Genomic DNA, 23,661 nt, shown 5'->3' with positions numbered 1-23,661 from the left:
CGGCCGCATGCCCGAGAGGGGCGCTCCTGTTTTCGCGGGGCGCCCCTCCTCGTACGTCGGCCGTGAACCGGCTCAGCCGGCCAGGCAGGACGGTCCGAGCAGCACCTTCAGGTCACCGAAGAGCGCCGGGTCGGGTTTCACCCGGTGCCGGTCGAGCCGGAGCACCGTGGTCTTGCGGGGGCCCTGGAGCCTGATCCGCACCTCGGTGTCGCCCCGGTGGTTGCTGAGGACCTCGCCGAGGCGGCTGACCATGGGCGGGGTGATCTTGACCGTGGGGATGGTCAGGACCACGGGGGCGTTGGTGCCGGCCGACGAGATGTCGGGGACCTGCATCTCCATGGCGACGAGCCGGGGCACGTCCTCCCGCTTGTCGAGGCGTCCCTTGACGAAGACGACGGTGTCCTCGACGAGCTGGGTGGAGACCAGTTGGTAGGTGGCGGGGAAGAACATGCACTCGATGGATCCGGCCAGGTCCTCGACAGTGGCGATGGCCCAGGCGTTGCCCTGCTTGGTCATCTTGCGCTGCAGTCCGGAGATGATGCCGCCGACGGTGACGATGGCACCGTCGGCGTGCTCCCCGCCGGTCAGCTGGGAGATCGAGGAGTCGGCCTTGTCGGACAGCACGTGTTCCAGACCGAAGAGCGGGTGGTCGGAGACGTACAGGCCGAGCATCTCGCGCTCCTGGGCCAGCAGGTAGGACTTCTCCCACTCGATGTCGGAGAACTCCACGTCGAGCCCGAAGCCGGGCTCGTCGCTCTCCTCCTCGCCCATCCCGCCGAAGAGGTCGAACTGCCCCTCGGCCTCCTTGCGCTTGACCTGCACCACGTTGTCGATCATCGGCTCGTGGTGGGCGACCAGACCCTTGCGGGTGTGGCCCATCTCGTCGAAGGCGCCGGCCTTGATCAGTGATTCGACGGTGCGCTTGTTGCAGACGACCGCCTCGACCTTGTCCAGGAAGTCGGGGAAGCTGCTGTACTTCCCCTTCGCCTTGCGGCACCGGATGATCGAGTCGACGACGTTCTGGCCGACGTTCCGGACGGCCGTGAGGCCGAAGAGGATCACGTCGTCGCCCTGCGCCGCGAAGTTCGACAGGGACTCGTTCACATTGGGCGGCAGCACCTTGATGCCCATGCGGCGGCACTCGTTGAGATAGACCGCCGACTTGTCCTTGTCGTCCTTGACCGAGGTCAGCAGCGCCGCCATGTACTCGGCGGGGAAGTTCGCCTTCAGGTACGCGGTCCAGTAGGTGACCAGGCCGTACGCGGAGGAGTGTGCCTTGTTGAACGCGTATCCGGCGAACGGGACCAGCACGTCCCACAGGGCCTGGATCGCGGCGTCGGAGAAGCCCTTCTTCTTGGCGCCCGCCTGGAAGAGGACGAAGTTCTTCTCCAGCTCCTCGGGCTTCTTCTTGCCCATCACGCGGCGCAGGATGTCGGCCTCGCCGAGCGAGTATCCGGCGATGATCTGGGCGGCCTTCTGCACCTGCTCCTGGTAGACGATCAGGCCGTAGGTCAGGCCGAGGGTCTCCTTGAGCGGCTCCTCCAGCTCCGGGTGGATCGGGGTAATCTCCTGGCGGCCGTTCTTGCGCTCGGCGTAGTTCGTGTGCGAGTTCATGCCCATCGGGCCCGGCCGGTAGAGGGCCGAGACGGCGGAGATGTCCTCGAAGTTGTCGGGCTGCATCTGGCGCAGCAGGGAGCGCATCGGGCCGCCGTCGAACTGGAACACGCCGAGCGTGTCACCGCGGCAGAGCATGTCGTACGTCTTCGGGTCGTCCAGCGGGAGGCCGAGCAGGTCCAGCTTGACGCCCTTGTTGCTCTCCACCATCTTGACGGCGTCGTCCATGATGGTGAGGTTGCGCAGGCCGAGGAAGTCCATCTTCAGCAGGCCGAGCGACTCGCACTGCGGGTAGTCCCACTGCGTGATGGTGACGCCGTCGGTGTGCCGTACCCAGACCGGGGCGTGGTCGACGATGGGCTCGCTGGACATGATCACGCCTGCGGCGTGCACACCCATCTGCCGGACCAGGCCCTCGACGCCCTTCGCGGTGTCGATGACCTTCTTCACGTCCGGCTCGTTCTCGTACATCCCCCGGATCTCGCCCGCCTCGCTGTAGCGCGGGTGCTTGGGGTCGGTGATGCCGTTGAGGTCGATGCCCTTGCCGAGGACGTCGGCGGGCATCGCCTTGGTGAGCCGGTCGCCCATGGCGTACGGATAGCCGAGGACGCGGGCGGAGTCCTTGATGGCGTTCTTCGCCTTGATCTTGCCGTACGTGCCGATCATGGCGACCTTGTCGGCGCCGTACTTCTCCGTCACGTACCTGATCACTTCGACGCGCCTGCGCTCGTCGAAGTCGATGTCGACATCGGGCATGGAGACACGCTCGGGGTTGAGGAACCGCTCGAAGATCAGTCCGTGCTCGATCGGGTCGAGGTCGGTGATGCCCATCGCGTACGCCACGATCGAGCCGGCCGCGGAGCCTCGGCCGGGACCGACCGCGATGCCGTTGTTCTTCGCCCACATGATGAAGTCGGCGACCACCAGGAAGTACCCCGGGAACCCCATCTGGATGATGACGTCCATCTCGTACTCGGCCTGCTTCTGCCGGTCCTCGGGGACGCCGCCCGGGAAGCGGCGGTTCATCCCGACCCGGACCTCCTCCTGGAACCAGGTGATCTCCGTGTAGCCGTCCGGGATGTCGAACTTCGGCATCAGGTCGCGCTTCTCGAACATCCCGCCGGTGTCGATCTGCTCGGCGACCAGCAGCGTGTTGGCGCACCCCTCCTGCCAGGCGTCGGAGGAGTCGACGCCGTACATCTCCTCGGTCGTCTTGATGTAGTAGCCGGTGCCGTCGAAGCGGAAGCGGTCCGGGTCGGAGAGGTTCTTGCCGGTCTGGATGCACAGCAGCGCGTCGTGCGCGGTGGCCTCGTGCGCGTAGGTGTAGTGCGAGTCGTTGGTCACCAGCGGCGGGATGTTCAGCTTCTTGCCGATTTCGAGGAGGCCGTCACGGACCCGGCGCTCGATCTCGATGCCGTGGTCCATCAGCTCCAGGAAATACTTGCCCTCGCCGAAGATGTCCTTGTAGTCGGAGGCCGCCTGGACCGCCTCGTCGAACTGGCCGAGCCGCAGCCGCGTCTGCACCTCGCCCGAGGGGCAGCCGGTCGAGGCGATCAGGCCCTCGGACCACTGGGCGATGGTCTCCTTGTCCATGCGGGGCCACTTCTGCAGCCAGCCCTCGGCGTACGCGTCCGAGGACAGCCGGAAGAGGTTGTGCAGCCCCGTCGCGTTCGACGCCCAGATCGTCTTGTGGGTGTAACCACCGGAACCGGAGACGTCGTCCCGCTTCTGGTGCGGCTGGCCCCACTGGATCTTCCGCTTGTGCTTGCGCGACTCCGGAGCGACGTACGCCTCGATCCCGATGATCGGCGTCACGCCCGCCTTCCGCGCCGAATGGAAGAAGTCGTAAGCCCCGTGCAGGTTGCCGTGGTCCGTCATCGCGATGTGCGACATGCCCATCTCATTGCAGGCAGCGAACATGTCCTTGAGCCGCGCGGCACCGTCCAGCAGCGAGTACTGGGTGTGGACGTGAAGGTGCGTAAAGGGCGGCTTGGTCACGGCGTCGGGCCTCCGGGAAAACTGGCGATGACGGACTGGGGGGACAGCCTGGAAGTCTACGTCTCCGGGGTGACAACCAAGGGGCACTCCCCGGTGGGGTCGCGCGTTGAAGGGGCTGAGACCGACCGTCTCATTTTTCATGCACGTCAGGTACCAGGAGGCACCCAGAGATGTCGGAAGCGCAGACCGGCGCAGCGCAGCGCGGGGAGCAGATTCTTGAGGTTTTCGACACCGCGTTCGGGGAGCTGCTGGCCGCCGATCCGGCTGCCTTCCGGGTCAAGTTCCGCAAGATGGCGGGCTCGGCGTTCGCCTTCTACCGGGGCACGGCATGCCTGTTCTACAACGACCTGGAGCGGGAGCGGCACGGCGGCCCGTACCTGGACGAGCGGACCGGCCGGGTATGGATCCACGGCGATCTGCACGCGGAGAACTTCGGCACGTACATGGACGCCAACGGCCGGCTGATCTTCAATGTGAACGACTTCGACGAGGCGTATGTCGGCCCGTTCACCTGGGACCTCAAGCGGTTCGCCGCCTCCGTCGCGCTGATCGGGTACGCGAAGGCGCTCGGTGACGACCAGATCACCGAGCTGGTCCGGGTCTACGCGGCGGCCTACCGTGAGCGGATCCACGCACTGGCGGCGGGCGTGAAGAGCGGCAACACGGCGGAGCTGCCGCCCTTCACGCTGGACACGGCACAGGGCCCGCTGCTGGGCGCGCTGCGCGACGCCCGGTCGCTGACCCGGTTCTCACTGCTGGACTCGATGACGGAGATCCGGGACTTCGAGCGCCGGTTCGCGGCGGGCGGCGGCTCGGTCGATCTGGACGCGGCGACGCGCTACAAGGTGCTGGCCGCTTTCGACGGCTATCTGGAGACGCTGCCGGAGTCGAGCCTGACCCGCCCCGACTCGTACCGGGTGAAGGATGTCGTCGGCCGTCGCGGCATCGGCATCGGTTCGGCCGGACTGCCCTCGTACAACATCCTTCTGGAGGGCAACAGCGACGCCCTGGAGAACGATGTGGTGATCTATCTCAAGCAGGCGCAGACCCCCGCGGTCTCCCGGCACATCACCGATGCCGCCGTGCGCGAGTACTTCCAGCACGAGGGCCACCGCACGGTCATCTCGCAGCGCGCCCTCCAGGCGCACGCCGACCCGTGGCTCGGCTGGACCGAGCTGGACGGGGCCGGGCAGCTGGTCGCCGAAGTTTCTCCGTACGCGGTCGACCTGGACTGGTCCGACATCGACGAGCCGGAGGAGATCGCCGCGGTCGTCGCCGACCTCGGCCGGGCGACGGCGACGATGCACTCCGCGGCGGACGACGAGAGCGGCCACTCGCTGGTGCCGTTCTCCACGGAGCGGGCGATCGACGCGGCAATAGCGGCGGACGAGGAGGGCTTCGCCGGCCTGTTGGTGGACTTCGCCCACAGCTACGGCGCCCGGGCCCGCGCCGATCACCAGATCTTTGTGGACCTCTTCCGCAACGGCCGCATTCCGGGGCTGTAGTCCACCGCTCGGGCCTGTGTGTGCCCCCTTCGGGGGCCATCTACAGGTTCGCATGCGACACTCCTCGACGATGGACATATCCGGGACGCATCTCAGGGTCGTTCGCGCGGCGCTTTTCACAGCGCTCGTCGTGACGCTTTCCGCTGCGTCCCATGTGCTGCTCTCCCAGGTCTCGCTGCCGCTGACCGTCGTCGCCCTGCTGGCCGGCGTGGTCTTCGCCGTGGCGTACGCGCTGGCCGGCCGGGAGCGCGGCTTCGGGGCGATCGCCGGCCTGCTGGTTCCGATGGAGCTGGCCGCCGACACCGTCTTCACCACCGGCCAGCACCTCTGTTACGGCGCGGCAGGCGGCCCGATCGCGGGGCCGCTGCGCTCGGTCGGCGTCGATGTGCTGTGCGACGGCGGTGACATCGGCGCCAATGCGGCGCACCTCGGCGGCGCCGGAACCCCGATCGCCTCGGTGACCGGCGCCGGACACACGGCGGCCGAGTTGCTGGCCTCCCCCGGCCCCGCGGTGCCGTGGCTGCTGCTCGCCGCCCATGTGACGGTCGGTCTGCTCGCCGCGGCCTGGCTCCGGCGCGGCGAGTCCGCGCTCGTCGGCCTGCTGGGCGCCGTCGCCGTCCTGGCTTTCCGGCCGCTGCTGATCGCGGTCGCCGTGGTGGGTACGGCCCGCCGCTCCGTACACCGCGAAGTGCGCCCCGCCGGATATGGCCCGCACCTGCTCGTACACGCCCGTCTGCTCGTGCACTCCGTGGAACGGAGGGGACCGCCGCGCTCGGCCTGCGCCATCGCCTGAGCACGCACATCCCTGACGACGTACCACCCACTCCATGGAGAAACAAACATGAGCAAGCGCAACAGCCAGGCCAATAAGACGGCAGCCCGCGAGCGTCTGCGCGCCGAGCGCGAGCGCCAGGCCAAGAAGGAAAAGACCCGCAGGCAGATCGTCGTCGGCGTCTCGATCGTCGCCGTGCTGGCGATCGCCGGCGGTGTCGGCTGGGGTGTCATGCAGATGAACAAGCCCGACCAGTGGGAGGCGGCGAAGGACGCGAAGAACGTCACTGCGCCGAAGAACACGTCGGGCCCCAACGGCACGAACGTCGTGATCGGCAAGCCGAGCGCCAAGAAGACCCTCGAAGTGTACGAGGACGCGCGGTGCCCGATCTGTGCCACGCTCGAGCAGTCCATCGGCGAGACGATGCGCAAGGACCTCGAAGCCGGGAAGTACAAGGTCAAGTACGTCGGAGCCACGTTCCTCGACAACGCCATCCCCGGCGAGGGCTCGAAGAACGCGCTGAGCGCACTCGGCGCGGCGCTCAATGTCAGCCCGGATGCCTTCCTCGACTACAAGGCCGCGCTCTACTCCGAGAAGTTCCACCCGGCGGAGAGCGACGACAAGTTCAAGGACGACGCGTACCTGCTCAAGATCGCCGACTCGGTCGACACCCTGAAGAACAACAAGGAGTTCCGGAAGGACGTCGAGGACGGCACGTTCGACGGCTGGGTGGTGAAGATGACCGAGGCGTTCGAGAAGAGCGGCGTGCAGGGCACCCCGACGCTGAAGATGGACGGCAAGACGGTCACCGGCGCGGACGGCAAGAACGCGCCGTCGACGGTGGCCGAATTCAACACCGCGATCGACAAGGCGCTGAAGGGCTAGCGCGTATTTCGAAGTAGCGTCGTCCGCTCGCAGGGCGGGGCCCGGGGGCGTCTGGAGCGTGCGTGCCGGACGCCTCCGGCCGGACAGGACTCCCGAAACACACCCTGACCGAGGGCGAATTCCCGGCAGCGGAACTCCGACGGGCAGGCGAACTTCCCTCATTCGCCTGCCCGTTCGCCTTACCGGTCAGTAGGGTGCTCCTCCATGACGAGTCGACACCTTTCTTCGCCGATATCCGCCCCGAGCCGCCGCACGGTCGTCAAGGCCGCTGCCGCCACGGCGGTTGCGGCCCCCGTGCTGGGCGCCGCGACCACCGCGCGTGCCGCGGACGGGCCCGCCTTCCTGCACGGCGTCGCCTCCGGCGACCCCCTGCCCGACGGCATACTCCTGTGGACCCGCGTCACCCCGACCCCCGACGCCGTGCCCGGCTCCGGCCGTGGCGCCGATACGGCGGTGCGCTGGGAGGTCGCGGAGGACAAGGAGTTCGCCCGCGTCGTCGCCCGGGGCACGACCGTCGCGAGGGCCGCTTCCGACCACACCGTCAAGGCCGATGTGCGGGGGCTGAGCCCGGCCACCGCGTACTGGTTCCGCTTCTCGGCGGGCGACGGTACGGAGACCCTCTCGCCGACGGGCCGCACCCGTACCGCGCCCGCGGCCCGGGCTGCCACGCCCGGTGTGCGCTTCGGCGTGGTGTCGTGCGCCAACTGGGAGTCGGGGTTCTTCTCCCCGTACCGGCATCTCGCCGCCCGCGCCGATCTCGATGCGGTCCTCCATCTCGGCGACTACATCTACGAGTACGCATCGGGCACTTTCCCGGACGCGAAGTACGTCGTACGACCGCACGAGCCCAAGCACGAGATCCTGACCCTCGCCGATTACCGCACCCGGCACGGCAACTACAAGACGGACCCCGACCTCCAGGCCCTGCACGCCGCCCACCCGGTGATCGCGATCTGGGACGACCACGAGGTTGCCAACGACACCTGGTCGGGCGGGGCCGAGAACCACACACCGGACACGGAGGGCTCCTGGGCCGACCGGGTCGCGGGCGCCAAGCAGGCGTACTTCGAGTGGATGCCGGTCCGCGCCTCCACCGAGGGCACCGTCTACCGGCGGCTGCGCTTCGGCAACCTGGCCGATCTCCACCTCCTCGATCTGCGCACCTTCCGCTCCCAGCAGTCGACGATCGGCAACGGCTCGGTCGACGACCCGGATCGCACGATCACCGGCCGGGCGCAGCTGGACTGGCTGAAGTCGGGCCTGGCCGGCTCGGACGCCACCTGGAAGCTGGTCGGCACGTCGGTGATGATCTCGCCGGTCGCGTTCGGTTCCGTACCCGCGCATCTGCTGGAGCCACTGGCCGAGCTGCTGGGGCTGCCCAAGGAGGGTCTGGCCGTCAGTGTCGACCAGTGGGACGGCTACACGGACGACCGCAAGGAGCTGATCGCGCATCTGCGGGACCGGTCGATCACCAACACGGTCTTCCTGACCGGCGACATCCACATGGCGTGGGCCAATGACGTACCGGTGAAGGCGGCGACGTATCCCCTCTCGGCGTCGGCCGCCACCGAGTTCGTGGTGACGTCGGTGACGTCGGACAATCTCGACGACGTCCTGCACGTCGCGCCGCAGACCCTCTCGGTGGTCGCCGCCACGGCGGTCAAGGCCGCCAACCGCCATGTGAAGTGGGTGGACATGGACTCGCACGGCTACGGCGTCCTCGATGTGACCGCCGAGCGCTCGCAGATGGACTACTACACGGTCTCCGACAAGAGGAAGCGGGACGCGACCTCCACCTGGACGCGTTCGTACCGGACGCTCAGTGGGACGCAGAAAGTCGAGCGGGTGGACCGTCCGGTGCGCTGAGGGTCTATTTTCAGCCAATCCGGTGCATGTTGACGGTGTATTACATCGCTACGGCGGGTGGTGCGTCTCCCGGCCCCAATGGGGACAGACCGCCCGCCGGGGCAACGCGGGACGTTACGTCCGCGTCTCAAACTCTGGAGCGCACAGAATTATTTCTTCCCGTTTCCCCGGTTTGCCCCACGATCGATTGGGCTTGATCGATTCTCGTCCCGATATGACATGCACACGTAATCTCCGGGCGGCGGGTGAGGAAATCCCTCCCCACACATCCGCGAGGAGTCCCTGTGCGCGCTCTTGCCCGTATATCGCCGCGTATACGTAACCGTGCGATCGGCACCGCCGTCCTGGCCGGAACCCTGGCCCTGGCACCGCTCTCCGCTTCCACCGGCTCCGCCGCCGCAAAGGCGTCCACCTCCTCCACGTCCGCCGCGTCCGCCGAGAAGTGCGCGAGCGAGGCGGGTACCAACGCCGCCGCGCGCGAGGCCCGCCCCTCGGGCACCGAGCACGCCGCAGACCCCAATGAACTCACCGCGTCCCAGGCCAAGGCCATGGACACAAAGCTCAAGGAGAGACTCGCGGACCGCCGGGGAAGCGGCTCCACGCTCGCCGCCGGAGCGACCATCCCGGTCTACTTCCACGTCATCCACTCCGGCTCCACCGGCAAGCTCACCGCGGGCGACGTCAGCAGCCAGATGAACGTGCTGAACGCGGCCTACAGCGGCCAGGGCACCGGCAACACCGATTCCGGCTTCCAGTTCTCGCTGGCCGGCACCGACTACACGGACAACGCCACCTGGTACAACCTCTCATCGGGCTCCGCCGCCGAGAAGTCGATGAAGTCGACGCTGCGCAGGGGCGGCAAGAACGCGCTCAACATCTACACCGCCAACCTCGGCGGCGGCCTGCTCGGCTGGGCCACCTTCCCCAGCTCGTACGCCTCCAGCCCGAGCATGGACGGCGTCGTCATCCTCGACGCCTCGCTGCCCGGCGGCTCCGCCGCCAACTACAACGAGGGCGACACCGCCACCCACGAGGTCGGCCACTGGATGGGTCTCTACCACACCTTCCAGGGCGGCTGCAGCGGCAGCGGCGACTACGTCTCCGACACTCCCGCCGAGAAGAGCGCGGCGTTCGAGTGCCCGACCGGGCGCGACACCTGCACCAACAAGACAGGGGTCGACCCGATTCACAACTTCATGGACTACACGTACGACTCGTGCATGTACCAGTTCACCGCGGGCCAGGTTCAGCGGATGAGCGACAGCTGGATCGCCTACCGGGGCTGATCCGCCCTGTCCGTCCGAAGGGCCCCGCACCGGGCGGGGCCCTTGGCGCGGTCAGAGCGTGGCGAGGAAGCCGAGCGCGACCTTCCAGGCCAGCTCGGCCGAGGCCGCGTCGTGGTCCGGCAGTTCGGGATCCGTGAAGAGATGACCCGCGCCCGGATAGCGGTAGATCTCGACATCGGCACCGGTCCGCTGCATCTGCAGATACCAGGAGTTCAGCCAGTCGTGCGTCTCGAACGGGTCCGGGTCCGCGACATGCAGCTGTACGGGCAGTTCGTCCACCGAGGCGTTCTCGGCGATGTCCGAGGTGCCGTGGAACAGCAGCAGACCGCGCGCCTTCTCGTCACCGAGCGCCAGGGTCTGCGCGGTGGACGCCCCGAAAGAGAAACCCGCGTACACCAGGCCCCGGTCGGAGTAGGGCGCAGCCGCCAGCACGGCACGCCTGAGCAGCTCGTCCTTGCCCACCTCTTCCTTGAAGGCCATGCCCTCCTCGACGGTTTCAAAGGTGCGCCCCTCGAAGAGATCGGGCACCTGCACCTCGTGCCCGGCTGCGCGCAGCCGGTCTGCGGCCGCGTGCACCGCGGGGCGCAGACCGTACGTCGAGTGGAAAAGCATGATGTTCATGGGGCCAATGGTGCCAGCTACGGCCGGAAACACGGAGAACGACGGGATGACGAACGTACTGCGTCCGCCGGGCCGGTATCCGGCCTTGTCCCCTCGCTACAGAGCGCGGCGCATCGCCCGGTGCGAGATCCCGGCTTCCGGGATCTCGGGGCCGTACGCCACATACCCGAGCCGCTCGTAGAAGCCGAGCGCATGGGTCTGGGCGTGCAGATCGACGGCGGCCAGACCGAGCTCACGAGCCGCGTCCTCGATGGCCCGCACCAGCGCCACGCCGACGCCGAGACCGCGCGCCTCCTTGATCACCGCCAGTCGGCCGAGCGAGCCCACGGTGAGGTCGCCGCCGGTTTTGGCAGCGGCGTCCGGGCCGTGCAGCAGCCGCCCCGTACCGAGCGCGGAGCCGTCCGCCGCGACGGCGATCACATGCACCGCGTCAGTGTCGTAGGCGTCGTACTCGAGCTCCTCGGGCACGTTCTGCTCACCGACGAAGACCTCCTTGCGGAGCTGGAAACAGGCGGCGCGGTCCTGCTCCTCGACGACGGTACGGGTGGTGCACGGAGCAGACGTGCCGGTCATTCGCTCTCCGCCGCGACCCTGTCCAGGGCCTGCTGGAGGTCGTCCGGGTAGTTGCTGGAGAACTCCACCCAGCTGCCGTCGGACGGGTGCTCGAAGCCGAGCCGGACGGCATGCAGCCACTGCCTCGTCAGGCCGAGGCGCTTGGCCATCGTCGGATCGGCGCCATAGGTGAGGTCACCGACGCAGGGGTGACGGTGGGCCGACATGTGCACCCGGATCTGGTGCGTACGGCCCGTCTCCAGCTTGATGTCCAGGAGGCTGGCGGCGCGGTAGGCCTCGATGAGGTCGTAGTGCGTCACGGAGGGCTTGCCCTCGGCCGTGACGGCCCACTTGTAGTCGAGGTTGGGGTGGCGCCCGATGGGGGCGTCGATGGTGCCGCTCATCGGGTCGGGGTGGCCCTGCACCAGCGCGTTGTACCTCTTCTCGACGACCCGGTCGCGGAACTGCGCTTTCAGCAGGGTGTAGGCCCGCTCGGACTTGGCGACGACCATCAGGCCGGAGGTGCCGACGTCGAGACGGTGGACGATGCCCTGGCGCTCGGCGGCGCCGGACGTCGAGATCCGGTACCCGGCCGCGGCGAGACCGCCGATGACGGTCGTGCCGGTCCAGCCGGGGCTCGGGTGGGCGGCGACCCCGACCGGCTTCACGATCACGACGATGTCGTCGTCGTCGTGCACGATCTCCATACCCTCTACGGGCTCGGCGACGATCTGCACCGGAGCGGGTGCCTGCGGCATCTCCACTTCCAGCCAGGCGCCGCCCCGCACCCGCTCGGACTTCCCGACCACCGCGCCGTCCACCTGCACCTTCCCGGCAGCTGCCAGGTCGGCGGCCTTGGTGCGGGAGAAACCGAACATCCGGGAAATGGCGGCGTCGACACGCTCGCCCTCCAGACCGTCGGGTACGGGCAGGGTGCGGACCTCGGGATACGTACTCACCTGTCGAGTATGCCTTGCGCCCGCTAGTCCTTGTGCACGGTGCCGTCGGGGTCCAGGCCCTTGAAGGAAAGGATCACGATCAGGACGCCGCCGCAGACGATCGCGGAGTCGGCGAGGTTGAAGACGGCGAAGTGCGCGGGGGCGATGAAGTCCACCACCGCGCCCTGGAAGGCGCCGGGAGCACGGAAGATGCGGTCGGTGAGGTTGCCGAGCGCACCACCGAGCAGCAGGCCGAGCGCAATGGCCCACGGCAGGCTGTAGAGCTTGCGGGCGAGGCGGGCGATGACGACGATGACGGTCGCCGCGATGAAGGTGAAGATGACCGTGAAGGCCTCACCGATACCGAACGCGGCGCCCGGGTTGCGGATCGCGTCGAACTTCAGCCAGTCGCCGAGGATCTCGATCGGCGGGTGGTGTTCGAGTTTCTCGACCACGATTATCTTGCTGATCAGATCGAGCAGATAGGCGACGACGGCCACGACGAAGAGCACCATGACCTTCCGCTTGCCCGTGCTCGGGGCCGTCTCCTCGACCCGGTCCGCGGCCTCGCCTCCTTCGGTCCCCTCAGCATCGGGGATTTCCGGCGTACCGATGATGCGCTCCGCGTCTGCCACGTGAGTCCCTCAACCTAGGTTCCTGACTGAGGACGAGAGTACGACACCCAGCCACGGATCAAGTGCGTCGCTCCTGCTTCTGCTTGTCCTCGACGCAGAGCGTGGCGCGGGGGAACGCCTGCATCCGCGCCTTGCCGATCGGATTACCGCAGACCTCGCACAGTCCGTACGTCCCGGCGTCGAGCCGGGCCAGCGCGCGTTCGGTCTGGTCGAGCATCTCCTGGGCGTTGGCGGCGAGCGACATCTCGTGCTCGCGAGTGATGTTCTTGGTGCCGGTGTCCGCCTCGTCGTCACCCGCCCCGTCGCCGGGGTCGCGCATCAGCCCCGCGAGTGCGGCACTCGCGGCCTCCAGCTCGCTGCGCAGCCGCATGATCTCGCTGCTCAGCACGGCCCGTGCCTCTTCGACCTCTTCCGGCGTCCACGGGTCCTCACCCGGCCGGACCGCCAGCTCGCCGGAGGCCGTCGTGGCGGTTCCGCGGGCCGGGGGCACGGGCGCCGCGCCCTTGCCGGCCGTGCGGGTCCGGGCCGCGCTCTTCTTGGCTACCACCGTGTGGGCTCCCGTCTGCTCGGCGGCCTCGGCCGCCACCGTGGCCGCCGCAGCGGCCCTTTTCGAAGCCTTCTTGGCCGCGATCTTCTTCGCAGGTGCCTTCTTGGCCTGCGCCGCGTGCTCGGCAGGCGCCGCCCGCTTCCGGGCTGCGGTCTTCTTCGCCGCGGTCTTCTTCGCCGCCACCGTCCGGCCACCCTCGGGGACGGCCTCCGTACCCGCCTCTCCGCTCGTCCTCCCGGCCGCTGCACCCGTGGGTCTCGCTGACGCCGACTTCTTTGCGGCGGTCTTCTTCGCCACCATGGCCGCGGCCCCTTCACATATTGTGATCTTGCACGCGAATCGTGCTGGGACGATAAATCGACACCAGCCCCGCGGCAACGGGGCACGCCGCCGAACCGCCCCTCCCCGTGTCCGGATACCGACGTGCCTGAATCGGTTGTGCCCAGCTCCCCGCCGGGTAATCCGCCTTCCGGCCCCCCGCCGGAAGGCGTACGTCCGCGTCTGCCCATTCGGGTCATGCCCCGCCCCATGGGTTAAACCGGTCGGCCGTCGCCCGTACGGGCCCGTACACTGGCCTCAGCGAGAGGCGTGGATGGGACGAGTAGCGTCGTACGCAGCCAGGAGCGACCCGGGGACGGTGCGAGCCCGGGGGCGAGCGCGTCGTGAAGATCACCCGGAGCCGTCGGAAGAAAGCCGCAAGGCGAGTAGAACCGGCATCGCGACCCAATGAGGGGGCCACGGGTGCACACCCGGGGCCAAGGAGGGTGGTACCGCGGGAGTCGATGAGGCTCTCGTCCCTCCGACGGAAGTGGAAAACGTCCGCCGGAGGAAGTCCGCCCATGACATCGCCGCAGTACCGCCAGGTACCCGCCCAGGTCGACCTGCCCGCGCTGGAGCACGCCGTGCTCGATTTCTGGCACGAGAGCAAGGTCTTCGCCAAGAGCCTCGAACAGTCCGAGGGCCGCCCCGAGTGGGTCTTCTACGAGGGCCCGCCCACCGCCAACGGCATGCCCGGCGCGCACCACATCGAGGCCCGCGTCTTCAAGGACGTCTTCCCCCGCTTCCGCACCATGCAGGGCTACCACGTCGGTCGCAAGGCCGGCTGGGACTGCCACGGACTGCCGGTCGAGCTCGCGGTCGAGAAGGAGCTGGGCTTCAACGGCAAGAAGGACATCGAGGCGTACGGCATCGCCGAGTTCAACGCCAAGTGCCGCGAGTCCGTGACCCGTCACACTGACGCGTTCACCGAGCTCACGACCCGGATGGGCTACTGGGTCGACCTCGACGACGCGTACCGCACGATGGACCCCGAGTACGTCGAGTCGGTGTGGTGGTCGCTGAAGGAAATCTTCAACAAGGGCCTGCTGGTCCAGGACCACCGCGTCGCCCCCTGGTGCCCCCGCTGCGGCACCGGTCTCTCGGACCACGAGCTGGCACAGGGTTACGAGACCGTCGTCGACCCGTCGGTCTTCGTACGCTTCCCCCTCACATCCGGCCCGCTGGCCGGCGAGGCTTCGCTCCTCGTCTGGACGACCACCCCCTGGACCCTGGTCTCCAACACCGCCGTCGCCGCGCACCCCGACGTCACCTACGTCGTCGCGACCAACGGCGAGGAGAAGCTCGTCGTCGCGCAGCCGCTCGTCGAGAAGGCGCTGGGCGAGGGCTGGGAGACCACCGGCCAGACCTTCACCGGCCGCGAGATGGAACGCTGGAAGTACGAGCGCCCGTTCACCCTGGTCGACTTCCCGAGCGTGAGCGAGGGAAGCGATGGACGCAGCCCGAGCGTGAGCGAGGGAAGCGATGGACGCAGCCCGGCTGAGGCCCATTACGTGGTCAACGCCGAGTACGTGACGACCGAGGACGGTACGGGTCTGGTCCATCAGTCCCCCGCCTTCGGCGCCGACGACCTCGTCGTCTGCCGCGCCTACGGCCTCCCGGTCGTGAACCCGGTCCGCCCCGACGGCACCTTCGAGGAGAACCTGCCGCTGGTCGGCGGCGTCTTCTTCAAGAAGGCCGACGAGGCGCTCACCGAAGACCTGGCCGCCCGCGGCAAGCTCTTCCGGCACGTCCCTTACGAGCACACCTACCCGCACTGCTGGCGCTGCCACACCGCGCTGCTCTACTACGCGCAGCCGTCCTGGTACATCCGTACGACCGCCATCAAGGACCGGCTGCTCGAAGAGAACGAAAAGACCAACTGGTTCCCTGATTCGGTCAAGAACGGCCGCTTCGGCGACTGGCTGAACAACAACGTCGACTGGGCGCTGTCCCGTAACCGCTACTGGGGCACCCCGCTGCCGATCTGGCGCTGCGAGGACAGCCACCTCACATGCGTCGGCTCGCGCGCCGAACTCAGCGAGCTCGCCGGCACCGACCTCTCCGGTCTTGACCCGCACCGCCCTTTCATCGACGAGATCACGTTCACCTGCTCGCACGAGAACTGCCAGCTGGAGGCGTACCGCGTCCCGGAGGTCATCGACGCCTGGTACGACTCGGGCTCGATGCCGTTCGCGCAGTGGGGCTACCCGTACAAGAACAAGGAGATCTTCGAGAGCCGCTACCCGGCGCAGTTCATCTCGGAGGCCATCGACCAGACCCGCGGCTGGTTCTACACACTGATGGCGGTCGGCACGCTGGTCTTCGACAAGTCGTCCTACGAGAACGTGGTCTGCCTGGGCCACATCCTCGCCGAGGACGGCCGCAAGATGTCCAAGCACCTCGGGAACATCCTTCAGCCGATCCCTCTCATGGATCAGCACGGCGCTGACGCGGTGCGCTGGTTCATGGCGGCGGGGGGCTCTCCGTGGGCGGCGCGCCGCGTCGGCCACAACACGATCCAGGAGGTCGTCCGCAAGACCCTCCTGACGTACTGGAACACGGTTGCCTTCCAGGCCCTGTACGCCCGTACGTCCCACTGGGCGCCCTCCGCGGCCGACCCGGCCCCTGCGGACCGCACGGTCCTGGACCGCTGGCTGCTGAGCGAGCTGAACGCGCTGGTGGATCAGGTCACTCAGGCTCTGGAGGGTTACGACACACAGCGCGCCGGCAAGCTCCTGTCCGCGTTCGTCGACGATCTGTCCAACTGGTACGTACGCCGCTCGCGCCGCCGCTTCTGGCAGGGCGACAAGGCGGCGCTGCGCACCCTGCACGAGGTCATCGAGACGGTGACCCGGCTGATGGCCCCGCTCACTCCGTTCATCACCGAGCGGGTCTGGCAGGACCTGGTGGCTCCGGTCACCCCGGACGCCCCCGAGTCGGTCCACCTGTCCGCCTGGCCGAAGGCGGACCTCGCGGTCATCGACCCGACACTCTCCACCCAGATGGCACTGGTCCGCCGCCTGGTCGAGCTGGGCCGCGCCACCCGCGCCGAGTCGGGCGTCAAGACCCGCCAGCCGCTGTCCCGGGCCCTGGTCGCGGCGGCGGGCTTCGAGTCCCTCTCCCCCGAACTGCACGCCCAGATCACGGAGGAGCTGAACGTCTCCTCGCTGGCCTCGCTCACTGATTCCTCCGCCGGTCAAGCGGGCGGCGGCTCGCTGGTCGACACGACGGCGAAGGCGAACTTCCGTGCGCTCGGCAAGCGGTTCGGCAAAGGCGTCCAGGCGGTTGCCAAGGCGGTCGCGAACGCCGACGCGGCGGCCCTCTCGCTGGCCTTGCGCGCGGGCACGGCATCGGTCGAGGTGGACGGCGAGACGGTCACCCTCTCCCCCGACGAGGTGATCATCACCGAGACTCCGCGCGAGGGCTGGTCGGTGGCGTCCGACTCGGGCGCGACGGTCGCCCTGGACCTGGAGATCACCCCGGAACTGCGGCGCGCGGGCCTCGCCCGTGACGCGATCCGGCTCATCCAGGAGGCCCGCAAGAACAGCGGCCTGGACGTCGCGGACCGCATCGCCGTCCGTTGGACGTCCACCTCCCCCGCCACGGTGGAGGCCCTGACCGAACACGCGGCCCTGATCGCGGACGAGGTCCTGGCGCTGGACTACGCGCAGGGCGATGCGGACACGGCATACGGCACCCCGTTCGAGGACGAGGGCCTGTCCCTGACGTTCCGGCTCCGCAAGACGGAGCAGTAGCCGGACGGAGCAGTAGCCCAAACCCGGCGGAGGCCCGCCCGGACAAGTGTTCCGGGCGGGCCTCCGTCGTCCTCCCGGCAAACCCGAGCCACCCCGCACACTCAAGCCCCTCCGACGTTTGAGAAGCAGGGGTCCGGCCCGGGGGCAGAGTCCCGGTTACGGACAGGGGCGGGCAAGGGAACAAGCCCGCCGCAGGCATCCCGCCCGCACCCCACCCGCCGCCCACGGCAAAAGGGCCGGGCCCCGGGAAAATCCCGGGGCCCGGCCCTCAGCCTGCCGACGGCTACGCGCTCACCGCGCGCGCCCGGCTCAGTTGTCGTCCTCGTCGATCAGGAACCCACGCATCGGCGAAGGAGCCTGCTGCATCGGCTGCGGCGCCTGCGGCCGCACCGGCGCCATCGGCTGGGTCATCGCCGGCGACATCTGCTGCTGGCCACCGTACGAGGGCGCACCGCTCATGGACGGGTTGCCGCCCATCTGCTGGTTGCCGTGACCGCCGTGGTTGCCGCCCATGGTGTGGCTCATGGCACCCGCACCGGCCGGAGCCAGCGAGGGCGACGGCGGCAGCGAAGCGGTCGCCGGGGTCCGCGGCGGAGCCAGCGAGTCGTCGGCCTGGGTCTCCAGCTGGCGCAGCTGGCTCTCCAGGTAGGACTTCAGCCGGGTCCGGTACTCGCGCTCGAAGCCACGCAGATCCTCGACCTTGCGCTCCAGCGTCGCGCGGGCCGACTCCAGCGAGCCCATCGCCACGCGGTGCTTCTCCTGCGCGTCCCGCTCCAGCGCGTCCGCCTTGGCACGCGCGTCCCGCTCCAGGCCCTCGGCGCGGCTGCGCGCCTCGCCGACGATCTTGTTGGCCTCGGAACGGGCCTCCGCGATCGCCTGGTCGGCCGTCTGCTGCGCGAGTGAGAGGACACGGGCGGCGCTGTCGCCACCGGGGCCCTGACCGGGCTGCTGCATCTGCGGCGGCTGCTGCATCTGCTGCTGCGGGGCGTGACCGCCCATGGGGCCGCCCATCGGGCCACCCATGGGGCCGCCCTGCATCGGACCGGGGCCGTGCGGGCCCTGGGGACCAGGACCGTGACCGCTGGGACCGGCGGGCAGCTGCGGAGCACCACCGGGCAGCTGGGGCGGGCCCATCTGCGGGGGCTGCTGCTGGACCGGCGGACCCGATATGGCGGCGGGCACAGGTGCCCCGGGCCGGTCCTGCGGCTCCGGCTTGCGCATCCCCTGCTGCTGTTGGTTCTGCGCGGCGGCACGCGTGGCGGCGGCCAGCTTGGCGCGCAGGTCCTCGTTCTCACGGAGCAGGCGGGTCAGCTCGGACTCGACCTCGTCGAGGAAGGCATCGACCTCGTCCTCGTCATAGCCTTCTCGGAGGCGGACGGTCGTGAACTGCTTGTTCCGCACGTCCTCAGGAGTCAGCGGCATCTCTTCTTCACCTCTACGTAGTCGTCGGCAGTCGGCAAGACCGTATCGCTCACAGCTTGATCACGATGTTGATCAGGATGTAGACGATGATCATCAGAACGAAGAAGGACAGGTCGAGTGCCACGCCCCCGAGACGCAGCGGCGGGATGAACCGCCGCAGAAGCTTGAGCGGCGGATCGGTGATCGTGTAGGTGGCCTCGAGTATGACCACCATCGGCTTGCCGGGCTGCCATGAACGTGCGAACTGGAAGACGTAGTCCATGACCAGCCGGAAGATCAGCACGATGAGGAAACACATCAACGCGATATAGACAACCTGCAGTGCGACGCCCATTTCGCGCTTCCCTCTCCCCTGGCTCTCGTAGCTCCGGCCCTACGGCCGGGTCGTTCCCGGTGTCGTGTTCTCAGCTCTGGTTGAAGAATCCGCCCTCAGCAATACGGGCCTTGTCCTCCGCCGTGACATCGACGTTAGCAGGCGACAGCAGGAACACCTTCTGCGTCACGCGCTCAATGCTGCCATGGAGACCGAAGACGAGCCCTGCAGCAAAGTCGACAAGTCGCTTTGCGTCCGTATCGTCCATCTCAGTGAGATTCATGATCACCGGAGTGCCCTCGCGGAAGTGTTCCCCGATGGTACGGGCCTCGTTGTAGGTCCGGGGGTGCAACGTCGTGATGCGGTAGGGCTCCCGCTCGGACACAACCTTGGGCATGATCACCGGTGCGTTCTTCTCCATGTTCGGGCGTTCGGGTGTGATGGATGCCACGGGTGCGATTCGGGCGGGTCGTTCCCTCTCCACCGGGATCTGAACCGGCTCCCGCTGTGCGGGAGGCTGCGCCACTCGCACCGGTTCGTCCCGTTCCCGGTCCCGCTCCACCTGATGCGCGGGCTGGTGCCGCCGCCGGTCACGCTCGGGCTCCGGCTCGGGTTCGAATTCGTCGTCGGGGTCGAACCCCGGACCGTCGTACCCATCGTCCTCCACGAGGCCGAGGTAGACCGCCATCTTGCGCATCGCGCCGGCCATGCTCTGAGTCCTCCGCTCTGTGGTGGATCGGCATCTGTCACCAAGTGCCCCGCGATCCACTGAGGCCTGCCCGCCAAAGGCGGGAATGACCATATTTTCTGCTGTGGTCCGACTTGCTTGGCGACGTTACCCGAGCCTCGGTCGGACTCCGAGTACCGCCGTACCGACGCGCACATGTGTCGCTCCGGCCGCAATCGCTTCCTCGAGGTCCGCGCTCATCCCTGCGGAGACCATGTTCGCAGCCGGATGGTTTCCGCGCAGGCGGGACGAGAATTCCATCAGCCGGTCGAAGGCGGCGCGTTGCCGTCCCGCGTACGGTCCGGCGAGCGGTGCGACGGTCATCAGACCCCCGAGCCGCAGTCCGGGCGCGGATTCGACCGCGGCAGCCAACTCCTCGATCCCGTCCGGCGCGACGCCGCCCCGGTCGCCCCGCTCGCCGCTCTCCGCGTCGAGTGCGACCTGGATGAGACAGCCGAGTTCGCGCCCCTCTCGCACGGCCGCCGCCGAGAGAGCCGTGACCAATTTGGCCCGATCCACCGACTGCACAAAATCGGCGTAACTCGCCACAGAACGAACCTTGTTCGTCTGCAATTGACCAACAAAATGCCATGCGAGCGACAGATCCGCACATTCGGCTGCCTTGGGTGCCGCGTCCTGGTCACGATTCTCTGCGACATGACGCACACCGAGTTCATGCAGAATCCGCACATCGCTCGCGGGGTAGGTCTTGGTGACCACGATGAGGGTCACTTCTTCCCGCTTGCGGCCGGCGGCGATACAGGCGGAAGCAATGCGTTCCTCCACCCGTGCCAGATTTTCGGCGAGTTGAGTCTTACGGTCCGTCATGCCCTATCAGTCCAACCAGACATATCCGGCGAGCCGCCCGGTGGTGCGGTCGCGGCGGTACGAGAAGTGGTCGCCCGATTCGAGGGTGCAGACCGCAGATGCCTGCCGGTCCTGGACCCCGAGGGCTTCGAGCTGGGCGTGGACTCCAGCAGTGACATCCACAGCCGGGGTACCCCAGCTGGTCTCGGACCAGGAGGCCGGGACGCTCTCGGCGACCTCGGCGCGCATCCGGGACGGGACTTCGTAGCACCGTCCACAGATCGCCGGTCCAGTGCGGGCGGTGATCCGGGAAGGCTCGGCGCCGAGCCCGGTCATGGCCTCGACCACGGCGGGGACGACTCCGGCGACCAGACCGGGACGGCCCGCGTGCGCTGCCGCGGCGATCCCGGCGACCGGGTCGGCCAGCAGTACGGGGGTGCAGTCAGCGGTGAGGACGGCGAGCGGGAGCCCGCGCCGTGCGGTCACCACCGCGTCCACCGCGGGAATCTCCGAAGCGTCTGCCCACGGGCCGTCGACGACCGCGACGTCCCGCCCGTGCACCTGGTTCATCCAGACGACCTGCGCCGGGTCCAGACCGAGGGTCCGTGCGGCGCGCCCGCGATTGGCCAGAACGGCGACGGGGTCGTCTCCGACCGCGCCGCCGAGGTTGAGTTCCTCGTACGGAGCGGCGCTCACCCCGCCCCACCTGTCGGTGAAGGCGAAGTGTGCGCGCCCCACGGAGGACACTGCGGGCACTGCGTGGTGCGGACCTATCACTTCAGGAAGTCCGGGACATCCAGCTCTTCGGCCTGGGAGTCCTGGTAGGGACGGGCCGGCGGGATGTGCGGCGGAGCGACCGGCGGCAGGTGACTCTCGTTGGCCGCCGGAATGGACTCGGCCTGGGCCGGGGGCTCCTCGCGCGGAGGCAGGGAGCCCAGCCCGCCGGTCTGGCGCACGGGCTCGGCAGCGCGGACCGGCGGGGCCGGCTCCTCGCGCTTGGTGGCGCTCGCGCCCAGGACGTTCTCCCGACGGGCCGGCGGCTGCCCGCCGTCGAAGCCCGCTGCGATCACGGTGACGCGTACCTCGTCGCCCAGTGCGTCGTCGATGACCGCACCGAAGATGATGTTCGCCTCGGGGTGCGCGGCCTCGCTCACCAGCTGGGCCGCCTCGTTGATCTCGAAGAGGCCGAGGTCGCTGCCGCCGGAGATGGAGAGCAGGACACCGCGGGCGCCGTCGATGGACGCCTCCAGAAGCGGCGAGGAGATCGCCATCTCCGCGGCTGCCACCGCGCGGTCGTCGCCGCGGGCGGAACCGATGCCCATGAGTGCCGATCCAGCCTCGGACATGACCGACTTGACGTCGGCGAAGTCGAGGTTGATCAGACCCGGGGTCGTGATGAGGTCGGTGATGCCCTGGACGCCCGAGAGCAGCACCTGGTCGGCCGACTTGAACGCGTCGAGCACGCTGACCTGGCGGTCCGAGATGGACAGCAGCCGGTCGTTGGGAATGACGATGAGGGTGTCGACCTCTTCGCGGAGCTCGGCGATGCCGTCCTCCGCCTGGTTCGCGCGTCGACGGCCCTCGAAGGTGAACGGGCGGGTGACCACGCCGATCGTCAGGGCGCCGAGCGAGCGCGCGATGTTGGCCACGACGGGTGCGCCGCCCGTGCCGGTGCCGCCGCCCTCTCCGGCGGTGACGAAGACCATGTCGGCCCCCTTGAGGACCTCCTCGATCTCCTCACGGTGGTCCTCTGCCGCCTTGCGACCGACGGCCGGGTTGGCCCCGGCGCCGAGGCCGCGGGTGAGTTCGCGGCCGACGTCCAGCTTGACGTCGGCGTCGCTCATCAACAGGGCTTGCGCATCAGTGTTGATCGCGATGAACTCGACGCCCTTGAGACCGACCTCGATCATTCGGTTGATGGCATTGACACCACCGCCGCCGACACCGATGACCTTGATGACTGCGAGGTAGTTCTGCGGTGCTGCCACGTCGAAGGCCTCTCGCCTCGAGTTACGTGTCGTCGCTCTGCGGTAGTACCGCCGCGACGACGGATGCCGATTGGGACGGTCCGAAACGCCGACCCGAACCCTAACGTTGAAGTTTAGGGTTACCAGTGTGTCTGCTTCGTGGACTCTTCCGAACAGGACACTAAGTCGACAAGTGGTGCGCGTTCAATGAACACGCCGAACCTCCCGTTTTTCTTTTCACCCTATGTGATCAACCGTAGCGCTGACCAACCAGGGTGCTGGCCAGGCCAAATGCGCGTCAACTGCCCGAAACCGCAGGGGCGGTGGGTGCACTCACGTCGAAGTGTCCCGCTTTGGGAGCGGCTTTCATGAGAGCGGTGAGGACTCTTGCCTTCGCAGGACCTTCTCCACTGCTGCCCCAGACCACCGTGCGACCCCGGGTGAGTTCCAGGGAGATCGAGTCGTACGAGGTGACCCGTACGACCTTGGTGTCCCTGGCAACGCTGCTCGGAAGTTCGCCCGCGACCCGGACCGCTTCCCGCACCAGCCGGGCACTGCCGAAGCGGCGCAGACTCGCGGACTGATCAGGCGTCAATTCCAGCAGAGGTACATGTCCGGGCGATTTGTCCACCGTTGCGAAGTGCACGCCTTTCGCATCCACTTCAATGAATTTTGTGCCCTTTTTCACCAACAGGACCGGCTGTCGTTCGGTCACCTTGAGTCCGATTCCGTGCGGCCATGACCGTACGACATCCACCGAGTCGATACGAGGCAACTTCTGGCGCAACCGGTCGGCGATGGCGTCGGTGTCCACGGAGATCAGCGGGGCCCCGATCGGGACCGCTGCGACGGCCTCCACCTCGGCCGCTGTCAGTACGTCGACACCGGTGGTCCTGACCTGTTCGGCCCGGAGCCAGGAGGAGCCGTAGAGCGCCCAGACGGCGCCGGAGGCGAGCAGCAGCACGAGCACGCCGATCACGATCAGCTGTCTGCGGCTGGGCCGCCTACGCCCTTCGGAGCCTGGGCGCGGCGGGCGGGCCGGGGTGCCCTTCTGCTGCGCTGCACCGCGCTTGGCGGTCGTCGGTCCGGCCACGCTCGCTCCTTACGCCGGGTTCGGGGGCGATCGCCCCCGA

19 protein-coding genes are annotated in these 23,661 nt (G+C 68.3%); 6 read left to right on the top strand and 13 right to left on the bottom strand.

The annotated features are described in order from the left end of the window. Positions 1 to 72 precede the first annotated feature (72 nt). Positions 73 to 3,612, bottom strand: a complete 3,540-nt coding sequence (dnaE, locus tag ACH4EW_RS21580; RefSeq protein ID WP_398259179.1) for a DNA polymerase III subunit alpha — start codon at positions 3,610 to 3,612, stop codon at positions 73 to 75. Between the two features lie 170 nt (positions 3,613 to 3,782). On the opposite strand from dnaE, the gene ACH4EW_RS21575 reads away from it, so the two are divergent. From ACH4EW_RS21575 to ACH4EW_RS21555, 5 genes are all read left to right on the top strand, one after another. Beyond that, a complete protein-coding gene (locus tag ACH4EW_RS21575; protein WP_398259177.1) occupies positions 3,783 to 5,117 on the top strand; it encodes a DUF2252 domain-containing protein in 1,335 nt (444 codons plus the stop codon). A 70-nt stretch (positions 5,118 to 5,187) separates the two neighbouring features. Further along, positions 5,188 to 5,910, top strand: a complete 723-nt coding sequence (locus ACH4EW_RS21570; protein WP_398259175.1) for a hypothetical protein — start codon at positions 5,188 to 5,190, stop codon at positions 5,908 to 5,910. Positions 5,911 to 5,958: 48 nt separating this feature from the next. Further along, on the top strand, positions 5,959 to 6,774 hold the full coding sequence (locus ACH4EW_RS21565; RefSeq protein WP_398259170.1) for a DsbA family protein: 816 nt from the start codon (positions 5,959 to 5,961) through the stop codon (positions 6,772 to 6,774). Between the two features lie 204 nt (positions 6,775 to 6,978). Then, on the top strand, positions 6,979 to 8,640 hold the full coding sequence (locus ACH4EW_RS21560; protein ID WP_398259168.1) for an alkaline phosphatase D family protein: 1,662 nt from the start codon (positions 6,979 to 6,981) through the stop codon (positions 8,638 to 8,640). Positions 8,641 to 8,924: 284 nt separating this feature from the next. Then, the gene (locus ACH4EW_RS21555) at positions 8,925 to 9,926 is read left to right on the top strand and encodes a zinc metalloprotease (RefSeq protein WP_398259167.1); all 1,002 of its coding nucleotides are present in this window, start codon (positions 8,925 to 8,927) and stop codon (positions 9,924 to 9,926) included. Between the two features lie 51 nt (positions 9,927 to 9,977). Here ACH4EW_RS21555 and ACH4EW_RS21550 read toward each other — a convergent pair whose 3' ends face one another. From ACH4EW_RS21550 to ACH4EW_RS21530, 5 genes are all read right to left on the bottom strand, one after another. Continuing rightward, the gene (locus tag ACH4EW_RS21550; protein WP_398259166.1) at positions 9,978 to 10,547 is read right to left on the bottom strand and encodes a dienelactone hydrolase family protein; all 570 of its coding nucleotides are present in this window, start codon (positions 10,545 to 10,547) and stop codon (positions 9,978 to 9,980) included. A 96-nt stretch (positions 10,548 to 10,643) separates the two neighbouring features. Continuing rightward, a complete protein-coding gene (locus tag ACH4EW_RS21545) occupies positions 10,644 to 11,120 on the bottom strand; it encodes a GNAT family N-acetyltransferase (protein ID WP_398259164.1) in 477 nt (158 codons plus the stop codon). Further along, positions 11,117 to 12,058, bottom strand: a complete 942-nt coding sequence (locus tag ACH4EW_RS21540) for an RluA family pseudouridine synthase (protein WP_398259162.1) — start codon at positions 12,056 to 12,058, stop codon at positions 11,117 to 11,119. Before ACH4EW_RS21540 ends, ACH4EW_RS21545 begins: the two co-directional genes overlap by 4 nt. A 23-nt stretch (positions 12,059 to 12,081) precedes the next feature. Further along, the gene (gene lspA, locus ACH4EW_RS21535; RefSeq protein ID WP_398259160.1) at positions 12,082 to 12,672 is read right to left on the bottom strand and encodes a signal peptidase II; all 591 of its coding nucleotides are present in this window, start codon (positions 12,670 to 12,672) and stop codon (positions 12,082 to 12,084) included. Positions 12,673 to 12,730: 58 nt separating this feature from the next. Then, positions 12,731 to 13,519: a TraR/DksA family transcriptional regulator gene (locus ACH4EW_RS21530; RefSeq protein WP_398259158.1), complete on the bottom strand. Its 789-nt coding sequence runs from the start codon at positions 13,517 to 13,519 to the stop codon at positions 12,731 to 12,733. 539 nt (positions 13,520 to 14,058) lie between these two features. Between ACH4EW_RS21530 and ileS the strand changes: the two genes are divergently transcribed. Next, positions 14,059 to 17,292, top strand: a complete 3,234-nt coding sequence (gene ileS, locus ACH4EW_RS21525; protein WP_398259156.1) for an isoleucine--tRNA ligase — start codon at positions 14,059 to 14,061, stop codon at positions 17,290 to 17,292. Positions 17,293 to 17,601: 309 nt separating this feature from the next. Here the strand turns inward: ileS and ACH4EW_RS21520 are convergent, their stop codons facing one another. The 7 genes from ACH4EW_RS21520 to ACH4EW_RS21490 all read right to left on the bottom strand — a co-directional run bounded on the left by ACH4EW_RS21520 (position 17,602) and on the right by ACH4EW_RS21490 (position 23,621). Then, a complete protein-coding gene (locus tag ACH4EW_RS21520; protein ID WP_398259154.1) occupies positions 17,602 to 18,714 on the bottom strand; it encodes a DivIVA domain-containing protein in 1,113 nt (370 codons plus the stop codon). A gap of 49 nt (positions 18,715 to 18,763) precedes the next feature. Beyond that, the gene (locus ACH4EW_RS21515) at positions 18,764 to 19,048 is read right to left on the bottom strand and encodes a YggT family protein (RefSeq protein ID WP_398259152.1); all 285 of its coding nucleotides are present in this window, start codon (positions 19,046 to 19,048) and stop codon (positions 18,764 to 18,766) included. Positions 19,049 to 19,118: 70 nt separating this feature from the next. Beyond that, on the bottom strand, positions 19,119 to 19,736 hold the full coding sequence (locus ACH4EW_RS21510) for a cell division protein SepF (RefSeq protein WP_398259255.1): 618 nt from the start codon (positions 19,734 to 19,736) through the stop codon (positions 19,119 to 19,121). A gap of 126 nt (positions 19,737 to 19,862) precedes the next feature. After that, on the bottom strand, positions 19,863 to 20,582 hold the full coding sequence (locus ACH4EW_RS21505; protein ID WP_398259150.1) for a YggS family pyridoxal phosphate-dependent enzyme: 720 nt from the start codon (positions 20,580 to 20,582) through the stop codon (positions 19,863 to 19,865). Positions 20,583 to 20,588: 6 nt separating this feature from the next. Continuing rightward, the gene (gene pgeF, locus ACH4EW_RS21500) at positions 20,589 to 21,338 is read right to left on the bottom strand and encodes a peptidoglycan editing factor PgeF (protein ID WP_398259148.1); all 750 of its coding nucleotides are present in this window, start codon (positions 21,336 to 21,338) and stop codon (positions 20,589 to 20,591) included. Next, complete coding sequence (ftsZ, locus tag ACH4EW_RS21495) at positions 21,335 to 22,549, bottom strand: cell division protein FtsZ (protein WP_398259146.1); 1,215 nt, start codon at positions 22,547 to 22,549, stop codon at positions 21,335 to 21,337. Before ftsZ ends, pgeF begins: the two co-directional genes overlap by 4 nt. A 277-nt stretch (positions 22,550 to 22,826) precedes the next feature. Further along, the gene (locus ACH4EW_RS21490; RefSeq protein WP_398259144.1) at positions 22,827 to 23,621 is read right to left on the bottom strand and encodes a cell division protein FtsQ/DivIB; all 795 of its coding nucleotides are present in this window, start codon (positions 23,619 to 23,621) and stop codon (positions 22,827 to 22,829) included. Positions 23,622 to 23,661: the final 40 nt, after the last annotated feature.

The sequence above is a fragment of the Streptomyces sp. NPDC018000 genome, assembly GCF_044328025.1.
GTDB lineage: Bacteria > Actinomycetota > Actinomycetes > Streptomycetales > Streptomycetaceae > Streptomyces.
The sequence above is the reverse complement of the archived record's forward strand: the minus strand, read 5'-3'. Positions and strand labels throughout refer to the sequence as shown.